Source organism: Microbacterium meiriae, assembly GCF_025143875.1.
Classification (GTDB): domain Bacteria; phylum Actinomycetota; class Actinomycetes; order Actinomycetales; family Microbacteriaceae; genus Microbacterium; species Microbacterium meiriae.
On sequence record NZ_JAMBDU010000009.1, the window covers coordinates 52,477 to 61,554 of the forward strand.

Here is a 9,078-nt window from a genome sequence, read left to right on the forward strand (position 1 = left end):
CGGCACACGGAAAAGACGTGTGCCGCTCGGGGGTTCTCCCAGCGCGAGACCGTAGCCTGATCTGGTGACCGAGCCACTGCACTCCTCCGCCGCTCCTCTGGTCGGCGTCGTCATGGGATCCGACTCCGACTGGCGCGTCATGAGCGACGCGTCCCAAGCGCTCACCGACTTCGGGGTCCCTCACGAGGTCGAGGTGGTCTCTGCCCACCGTACGCCGGACAAGCTCATGTCGTACGCGCGTGAGGCGCGGTCTCGTGGCCTGCGCGTCATCATCGCGGGCGCCGGCGGTGCCGCCCACCTGCCCGGCATGCTCGCGTCGATGACGGCGCTCCCGGTCATCGGCGTCCCCGTGCCGCTCGCGTACCTGGACGGCATGGACTCCCTGCTGTCGATCGTGCAGATGCCCGCGGGTATCCCGGTCGCGACGGTGTCGATCGGCGGCGCGCGCAACGCCGGCCTGCTCGCGGCCCGGATCCTCGCTGCCGCGGACGACGATCTGGCGGACCGCGTCGAGGCCTACGCCGCCGACCTCGAGGCGCAGGTCGAGGAGAAGAACGATCGGCTGAAGGGCTCGCTGTGACCCTTGCGCCCCCGCGCGCGACACGACGTCCGCTCATCGAGACGCGGCCGCTGCGACACCCGGACCCGGCCGATCCGGGCCTCATGTCGAAGCGCGCCTGGTGGCTCGTCGGGCTCAACCTCCTCATCCCGGGCTCCGCGCAGGTGCTCGCGGGCAATCGCCGCCTGGGCAGGTTCGGACTCGGCGTCACGCTGACGACGTGGGTCCTGGCCGTCGTCGCCCTCGCCCTCGCCCTGTTCGCGCGCCCCGTCTTCCTCTGGCTCACGATCGGCGGTGGCTTCGTGTCGGCGGTGCTGCTCACCCTCGTGCAGGTGCTGCTCGTGGGTGTCGTGGTGCTCTGGATCGTCCTCACCTTCGACACGCTCCGGCTCGTCCGTCTGGTCAAGGTCCCCGCGCCGTCGCGCTTCGTCCTCCCGGTCGTCGCCCTCCTCCTGTTGGGGCTGGTCGGCGGCATGACCGGGTACGCGGCCACGGCGGTGGGCTCGGTGCGGGGCAGCGTCGGGGCCATCTTCGGGCAGAGCGGGCCGAGCCTGCCGCCCAGCGACGGCTACTACAACATCCTGCTGCTCGGCGCGGACAGTGGGGACGGTCGCGACTCGATGCGGTTCGACAGCATCTCCGTCGTCTCCGTCAATGCCGAGACCGGCGCGGTCACCATCACCGGCATCCCCCGTGAGCTCCCGCATGCGCCGTTCAGCGACGGCAGCCCGATGCAGGAGCTGTATCCCGACGGCTTCCAGGGACAGGGCTCGTCCACCTGCGGCTGGAACGGCTGGATGAACCATGTGCGCAACGCCGCGGAGGTGTGCCGCGAGGACAAGGGGACCGGGCTCTATCCGGACGCGGAGGCCACGGGCTCGGCACCGGGCATCGAGGCGACCAAGGACGCCGCGGAGGGCGTGCTCGGCATCGAGATCCCGTACTACGTGTTCGTCGACATGCACGGCTTCGCCGACCTCGTGGACGCCCTCGGCGGCGTGGACATCACCGTCACCGAGCGCCTCCCCAAGGGCGGTCCGCCCGAGGGGTGGTCCGGGACCGACGTGAACGAGTGGGCGATCGGGTGGATCGAGCCCGGGCAGCAGCACATGGATGGCGACACCGCGCAGTGGTACGCCCGCTCGCGGTACACGACCAGCGACTGGGACCGCATGAAGCGGCAGCGCGAGCTGCAGGAGGCGATCCTCGCCCAGTTCACGCCGCAGACCGTGCTCACGCGTTTCAACGAGGTGGCTGCCGCGGGCACGGCGCTCATCGACACGGATCTTCCGCAGGGCAAGCTGCCGGAGTTCTTCGATCTCATGCTCAAGGCCAAGGAGCAGCCGGTCCAGACGGTCGAACTGACGCCGGAGAACGGTGTCGACGAGTTCGACCCGAACTACGACTTCATCCACGAGCTCATGCAGCAGAAACTGCATCCGCCGACGGAGACCCCTACCCCCGCCCCGTGAGTCCGCGGGGGACGACGCAGCCCACGGGCGATGTTCCCGGGAACATCGCCCGTGGGCCGTCCGGTGCATGACCGGATTCGCCAGACGACGGTGATCGGAGGGGGAGGGATCACCGTCGTCCAGCCGGCCACCGCACAAGGCGGCGACCTGGCTCAGGCGCGCGTGCGGCGCGCGACTCAGGCGCGCTTGCGGCGCGCGGCTCCGACGGCGACGAGGCCACCACCGGCGACCAGAGCGACTGCGGCGCCGCCGACGATCCACGGCGACACCGATCCGCCGGTGAGGGCGAGCTCCGTGCCGCCTGTGAGCGGCAGCTCGGTCCCGGCGGGAGCAGCGGTGCCGGGGTCGTGGTCGCAGCTGGAAGCGGCGGCGTTCCCGTGCGAGACCGTCACCGTGGCGGTGTATGCCCGAGAACCGGCGAAGTCGAGGGCGTAGGCCCCCTGCCCGTCGGAGGGCGGGCGGAACGTGACCCTCAGGCTGCCGTCGGACGCGGCGGTGTTGCCCGAGATGGCGGCGGCGCCGGCGTTCTGCCCCGAGACAGACACTCCGACGGTCTCCGAGGGCTCGAAGTACCCGGCGCCGAAGGCGACGGTCGAGACCTCACAGGTGTCGATGATCGCGTCGCCCACCTTCGCGCCCGGAGGCGAGGGGTAGGAGTCGCTCGGTGCCGCAGAGGCGACGGTCGGCGCGGCCAAGATGAGCGCGCCAGCGGTAAGGCTGATGGCAGCCAGTTTCTTCAGCATGATTTCTCCCCAGAATTTCACGCGGAATCGCCTCCGGACACACCCCTGCGTCCGACTGCGCGAGATCCTCTGCCCCCACGGCAGGTTCACGGACCCCGGTTATTCCCCAGTGAGATGACAGTACCTCATCCGTCGGCGATTGTCACGAGCCGCACTGCAGGGTGTCGCGGGTCAGCTTCGGACCCACGATCAGCGGGGTGTGCTCGACCTCGGTGAGACGTGCTCCGGCGCCGTCGCCCTGGAACTCCACGGTGATCGTCGTGGAGGCGCCGGGGGCGAGGAGCACCTCGTGCTGCACGACGGAGCGATCGCCGATGGTCGTCGTCTGCACGCCCTCTTCCGAGCCGTCCCGGTCGATGTGCGACGGCAGGGCGCCTTCCGGACCGTAGACGGCGATCAGAGTGCGCACGCTGCCGGCCGGCACGCCGTACACGCCGTCGCCGGTGACGTACGGGGGCAGGGAGGTGGCGGCGTCGGCGGGGGCCGTGTTCGACCACGTGACGCGCACCTGGGTCGTCGGCACCCCTCCGCAGGTGCCCACCGCCGTCGCGATGGACGCGCGGGTGTAATAGTCCATCTTCCCGCCGGTGCCGTCGTTCATCAGGACGCCGACCACCGCGGCGTCCTCGTCATCCTGCGGCATGGCGCCGCCGAGCGCGCTGGCGGCGAGGAGCGACTCCTCCGCCTCATGCGCGCTCCAGATCCGGATGCGGCCTTCGCCGGCGGCGTCGGCGAGCGCGCGGACGAGGGCCTGCGGCTCGGCATGGGACAGCGCAGCCGAGAACAGTCCGCCGGCGGCCTGAGCGAAGATCGCGTCCTGAGCCGCGGGATCGGGGATCGCTGCGTAGATCTCGGAGAGGAGCAGGTCAGTCACGGTCTCCGCGGTCGCCGTGAACGGCCCGAAGGACAGGTCTCCGGTGGCCCGCATGAGGTGCGCGGCCACCACGGCGTCCACCGCGATCACCCCGTCGACCTTTCCCCCGTACCGCCCTTCCCACCGGGCGGCGATGGTCTGCCCGGCCTCCCGGAAATCGGGGATGCTGGTGATGTTCTGCAGATAGCGGCCGGGGCGGTCCTCGAAGAGCGCGACGGTGCTGTCGCTGAGCGGGAGCGCCGTGTCCAGTGGGGGGAAGTCGCGCGTCGACGCCTGCCGCTGCAGCGTGACCTTGCCGTTCTCCGCGCGCAGGAGCGCGATCGATCCGATGATGCCGCCCGACGACCGCAGCTCGGCGTTGTTCTGCATCGCGAGCACGTAGGTGCGCGGGCCCTCACCGCCGAGCATGGTCGGCAGCAGGACCGAGGCGCCGTGCAGCGCCCCGACCGCCGTCGCGGCCTGGGTGACGGCCCCGCGCATCTCCCGGACGGCGTCGGCCAGAGGGGGGAGGGTGGCGTCGGCATCGATGCGCCGCGCCCGCTCCTCCGCGGCAGCCAAGGCCGAGCTCGCGGTGCCGAGTGGCTTCTCGACGGTCGCGAAAGGGGCGAGGTCGATCGCCCCGCCCGAGAAGCCGAGGCTCGTGATGTCGACGTCGGCGGCGACGTCGAGCAGCGGACCGAGCGCGTCCGTGGAGACGTCGTCGGCGATCTCGGCGACATCGCTCACCGCGCGGAAGTTGGGCCCGATCCAGGGCAGCACCCCGAAGGCCTGCCAGACCGGGTCCCCGGTCAGCGACCGGGCCGACTCCGCGTTGCGGGAGATGCGGTCGGCGATCGGGGCCGCCCCGTCGAGATCTCCGTCGGCGATGGACTGCTTGAGCTGACTGGTCGCCTTCGCGATCTGCTGCAGGTTGTCGACCGCGCCGATGCCGCGCACCGTGACCCAGCCCAGTGCGAGGACGAGGAGCACGAGGACGAGGCCGACGGTCCACCCGACCCATCGGCGGCGGACGGGAAGGCGACCATCGCTCACCCTGGCATTCAAGCACGGCGAAGCTGCCGGGCGCGCTCCCGATGCTGTGGGAACGCTGAGTAGCGGTGCGGACAGGTGATGCGCTCCCGGGGTCGTCGGCATCCCGCGGCTAGCCTGATCGCATGGGTGCTCGACTGCGTGTTGTTCTGGATCAGCTCGTGCACGTCGTCGACCCCGATCAGGCGGCGGCATCGCGAGATCTCGCCGCCGGGCTCGTCCAGACGGCGCCGCCGAACTGCACGGTCGATGCGATCGTGCCCTCGGGGGCAGAGGTGCCGCTCCGCGGGATCGGAGAAGTGCGCACGCTCGCGGTCGGACGGCGCGAGCTCGCCGCGTCCTGGCAACTCGGCATCGCCCCTGGCGTCGGCGGCGGCCTCATCCACGCGCCGACGCTGCTCGCCCCACTGGTCCGCCACGACCGGGTGCACGACAACGATCAGACCACCGTCACGCTGTGGGACCTGCGGGCCTGGGAGGCGCCGTCTCAGCTGTCGCGCGGCGCCGTCGCCTGGCAACGAGGCATGCTCCGACGTGCCGTGAAACACGCAGATGCCGTGGTCGTTCCGTCCCACTCCATGGCGGAGCGCCTGTCCGGTCTCGCGAAGCTCGGTGACCGCATCCGCGTGATCGCCGGCGCGCCACCTCAGGACCTCCGGCGTCCCGCGGACGTCGCCTCGCGTCGGGACGACCTCGGTGTCCCCGCGGACTACCTCGTCCTCTCCGGGCCGGAGGACGCGCTGGCCGCCGGTTTCCGCGGCGCCGTCGCGGCGAACCTCGACGCCGTGGTGATCGGAGCGGCCGAGGGGGCGGAACCGCGAATCGCCGAGATCGCCGCCGCCGCCGGGCTGCCCGAGCGGCGCGCGCACATCCGGGGGACGCTCGAGGTCTCGGATCGCGCCGCCGTCGTCGCCGGGGCGCGCGTCTTCGTGTCGACCGATGCCGTCTCCGGATGGCCGTGGCGTGCCGTGGAGGCGATGTCGCTCGGCGTCCCCGTGGTCGCCGTGGAGTCCGGGTGTCATCACGACGTCCTCGCCGACGGGGGAGCGGTGGTCAGCGAGAGTGCTCTGCCGGAGGCCGTGGAGGACGCGGCGACGACAGGGAGGGAGCGCCTGCGCGTGCTCGCCGCCGACCGGTCGCGGGCGTTCTCCTGGGCGAGTTCGGCGGAGCGCGTGTGGAGTCTGCACGCGGACCTCTGATCACCTGAACGCCAGCTTCGCATCGGCGCGACACGCCGAGAGCTGATCGCATTTCTGTGGCAACAGTGGCATCATCCCGCAACTTCCGTCACACTGGTCACATGTCTCGACGTGCCCCACGCTCTCGAAACACCACGAAGGTCACCCGCCTTCTCACCTGTTTCCTCGCTGCCTCCGCCCTGGTGATCGGCACGGTGGTCCCCGCCACCGCCGCCTCCGCCGCGACCTCCGTCGCACCGACCGTCGCGCGTACCGCCGCCGATCCCGCGCAGACCGGGCTGGCCAAGACCACTCTGGTCGGGTTCACGCCGGGCAACATCATCAGCGACGCCGTGTTCACCAACAAGAGCACGATGACCGAAGCGCAGATCCAGACCTTCTTCAACAGCAAGGTCTCCCGCTGCCTCGGCGGACGGGACGAGAACAACGAGCCGATCGTCTGTCTCAAGGACTTCCGCATGAACACGGTCACCCGTCCGGGGGACCAGTACTGCAGCGGATACTCCGGTGCTGCGAACGAGTCCGCTGCGCGCATCATCTACCGCGTGGCCCAGGCCTGCAATATCAATCCGCAGGTGCTCATCGTCATGCTCCAGAAGGAGCAGGGGCTCGTGACCCACACCTGGCCGAGCGCCTGGCGGTACCGGATCGCGCTCGGGCAGGGCTGCCCGGACACCGCGCCGTGCGACCCGAACTACATCGGCTTCTTCCACCAGATCTACGGCGCCGCGCGCCAGATGCAGATCTACATGGAGGGCAAGTGGTTCCAGTGGTACGCGCCGGGGCGCACCTGGAACATCCTCTACAACCCGAACAGCTCCTGCGGATCCTCGCCGGTCTACGTCGCGAACAAGGCGACGTCCGCGCTGTACTACTACACGCCGTACCAGCCGAACGCCGCAGCGCTGCGGGCCGGCTACGGAAAGGGTGACGGGTGCTCCGCGTACGGCAACCGGAACTTCTACAACTACTTCACGGACTGGTTCGGCTCGACCCAGAAGCCGGTGGTGGACCCGCTCGGCGACATCCGTCGCCTGCACACCTCGCTCGGCGGGGCGACCGGCGTTCTCGGCGCCGCGAAGACGACTCCGGCCTGTACGGCAACGACCGCGCGGTGCACCGTGACGTACGTCAACGGCATCATCACCTGGACGAAGGCGCTCGGCGCGCGACAGGTCTACGGTGAGGTGTATAAGGAGTACACGGCTCAGGGCGGTCTCGGGGGAAAGCTCGGATACCCGAAGACCACGCCCACGGCCGTCACGGACCCGAACGGCAACGGGACCGCGCAGCAGTTCGACGCCGGGTGGGTTCATTCGTCGGTGGCGGGGACGTTCGCGTCGTCGAACACGATCATGACCGCGTACAGCAAGGCGGGATGGCTGCGTGGAAAGCTCGGGTGGCCGGCGGGTGTGGAGACGTGCTCGGCGACGTCGTGTGTGCAGGCGTTCCAGGGCGGCTCGATCGGTTATCAGAAGGGGAAGGCGGCGGTTCCGCTGGTGGGCGTCGAGGCGGACGCGATCGATGTGGTGTTCGCGGCGCAGGGCGGCAGCTCGGGGGCGCTGGGTGCGCCGGTCGGGCAGTTGACGGTGGTGTCGGATCCGCAGGGCAATGGTCTCGTCCGTCAGTTCGCGAACGGGTGGATTCACGCGTCGGCGGCCGGGGCGTTCGTGACGTCGAACGCGTCGATGAAGGAGTACAGCGCGTCGGGGTGGCTGCGGGGGAAGCTGGGATGGCCCACGAGTGCGGAGTCCAAGGTGACGGATCCGAACGGCGACGGGGTCGCGCAGAGCTTCCGGGGTGGGTGGATCCACTCTTCTGCAAAGGGTGCGTTCGCGACCTCGACGCGGATGATGTCGGGGTACAGCAAGGCCGGTTGGGTGAGGGGTTCGCTCGGATGGCCGGTGAGCGCTGAGGTGTGCACGGGCGCTTCGTGTACCCAGGCGTTCGCCGGGGGTGTCCTCTCGTTCACGGGCACCGCTGAGCCGACGAGTGCGGTGGGTGTCTCGGCCGCGGCCATCGCGAAGGTTCGCGCTGATCCGGCCAGCAGTCCGGTCGCGCTCGGCGGAGCTGTCGATCCCGTACCTTCGCTCGTGGCGGACCCGAACGGTGGCGGTATGGCGCAGAAGTTCTCCGGTGGGTGGGTTCATTCGTCGGTGGCGGGGACGTTCGCGTCGTCGAATACGATCATGACCGCGTACAGCAAGGCGGGATGGTTGCGTGGAAAGCTCGGGTGGCCGGCGGGTGTGGAGACGTGCTCGGCGACCTCGTGTGTGCAGGCGTTCCAGGGCGGCTCGATCGGTTATCAGAAGGGGAAGGCGGCGGTTCCGCTGGTGGGCGTCGAGGCGGACGCGATCGATGTGGTGTTCGCGGCGCAGGGCGGCAGCTCGGGGGCGCTGGGTGCGCCGGTCGGGCAGTTGACGGTGGTGTCGGATCCGCAGGGCAATGGTCTCGTCCGTCAGTTCGCGAACGGGTGGATTCACGCGTCGGCGGCCGGGGCGTTCGTGACGTCGAACGCGTCGATGAAGGAGTACAGCGCGTCGGGGTGGCTGCGGGGGAAGCTGGGATGGCCCACGAGTGCGGAGTCCAAGGTGACGGATCCGAACGGCGACGGGGTCGCGCAGAGCTTCCGGGGTGGGTGGATCCACTCTTCTGCAAAGGGTGCGTTCGCGACCTCGACGCGGATGATGTCGGGGTACAGCAAGGCCGGTTGGGTGAGGGGTTCGCTCGGATGGCCGGTGAGCGCTGAGGTGTGCACGGGCGCTTCGTGTACCCAGGCGTTCGCCGGGGGTGTCCTCTCGTTCACGGGCACCGCTGAGCCGACGAGTGCGGTGGGTGTCTCGGCCGCGGCCATCGCGAAGGTTCGCGCTGATCCGGCCAGCAGTCCGGTCGCGCTCGGCGGAGCTGTCGATCCCGTACCTTCGCTCGTGGCGGACCCGAACGGTGGCGGTATGGCGCAGAAGTTCTCCGGTGGGTGGGTCCATTCGTCGGTGGCGGGGACGTTCGCGTCGTCGAACACGATCATGACCGCGTACAGCAAGGCGGGATGGTTGCGTGGAAAGCTCGGGTGGCCGGCGGGTGTGGAGACGTGCTCGGCGACGTCGTGTGTGCAGGCGTTCCAGGGCGGCTCGATCAGCTATGTGAAAGGCAAGGCGGCGACGGTCGCCTATCGCTGAGGCGCGGCCGTCGCCTCGGGCAGTTC

General features: G+C 70.1%; 6 protein-coding genes. 4 read left to right on the forward strand and 2 right to left on the reverse strand.

The genetic code is table 11. The features are described from left to right. The first annotated feature begins 112 nt into the window (after nt 1–112). A complete protein-coding gene (purE, locus tag M4D53_RS07655) occupies nt 113–580 on the forward strand; it encodes a 5-(carboxyamino)imidazole ribonucleotide mutase (RefSeq protein WP_259953271.1) in 468 nt (155 codons plus the stop codon). Further along, on the forward strand, nt 577–2,031 hold the full coding sequence (locus M4D53_RS07660; protein ID WP_259953162.1) for an LCP family protein: 1,455 nt from the start codon (nt 577–579) through the stop codon (nt 2,029–2,031). The genes purE and M4D53_RS07660 overlap by 4 nt, the downstream gene beginning before the upstream one ends. 176 nt (nt 2,032–2,207) lie before the next feature. Here M4D53_RS07660 and M4D53_RS07665 read toward each other — a convergent pair whose 3' ends face one another. Together M4D53_RS07665 and M4D53_RS07670 are read right to left on the reverse strand one after the other, a co-directional pair. Then, nucleotides 2,208–2,774 (reverse strand): LAVTG motif-containing sortase-dependent surface protein, encoded by a 567-nt coding sequence (locus tag M4D53_RS07665; RefSeq protein ID WP_187663685.1) that lies wholly within the window; start codon nt 2,772–2,774, stop codon nt 2,208–2,210. Between the two features lie 142 nt (nt 2,775–2,916). Next, complete coding sequence (locus M4D53_RS07670; protein ID WP_259953163.1) at nt 2,917–4,680, reverse strand: DUF4012 domain-containing protein; 1,764 nt, start codon at nt 4,678–4,680, stop codon at nt 2,917–2,919. A gap of 122 nt (nt 4,681–4,802) precedes the next feature. Between M4D53_RS07670 and M4D53_RS07675 the strand changes: the two genes are divergently transcribed. Both M4D53_RS07675 and M4D53_RS07680 read left to right on the forward strand, forming a co-directional pair. Then, nucleotides 4,803–5,876, forward strand: a complete 1,074-nt coding sequence (locus M4D53_RS07675) for a glycosyltransferase (protein ID WP_259953164.1) — start codon at nt 4,803–4,805, stop codon at nt 5,874–5,876. A gap of 101 nt (nt 5,877–5,977) precedes the next feature. Continuing rightward, nucleotides 5,978–9,052 (forward strand): hypothetical protein, encoded by a 3,075-nt coding sequence (locus tag M4D53_RS07680; RefSeq protein ID WP_259953167.1) that lies wholly within the window; start codon nt 5,978–5,980, stop codon nt 9,050–9,052. Nucleotides 9,053–9,078 lie beyond the last annotated feature (26 nt).

Coding starts and splice junctions, on each gene's coding strand:
- purE (WP_259953271.1), top strand. CDS start 113: ATGGGATCCGACTCCGACTGGCGCGTCATGAGCGACGCGTCCCAAGCG.
- M4D53_RS07665 (WP_187663685.1), bottom strand. CDS start 2,774: ATGCTGAAGAAACTGGCTGCCATCAGCCTTACCGCTGGCGCGCTCATC.
- M4D53_RS07675 (WP_259953164.1), top strand. CDS start 4,803: ATGGGTGCTCGACTGCGTGTTGTTCTGGATCAGCTCGTGCACGTCGTC.
- M4D53_RS07680 (WP_259953167.1), top strand. CDS start 5,978: ATGTCTCGACGTGCCCCACGCTCTCGAAACACCACGAAGGTCACCCGC.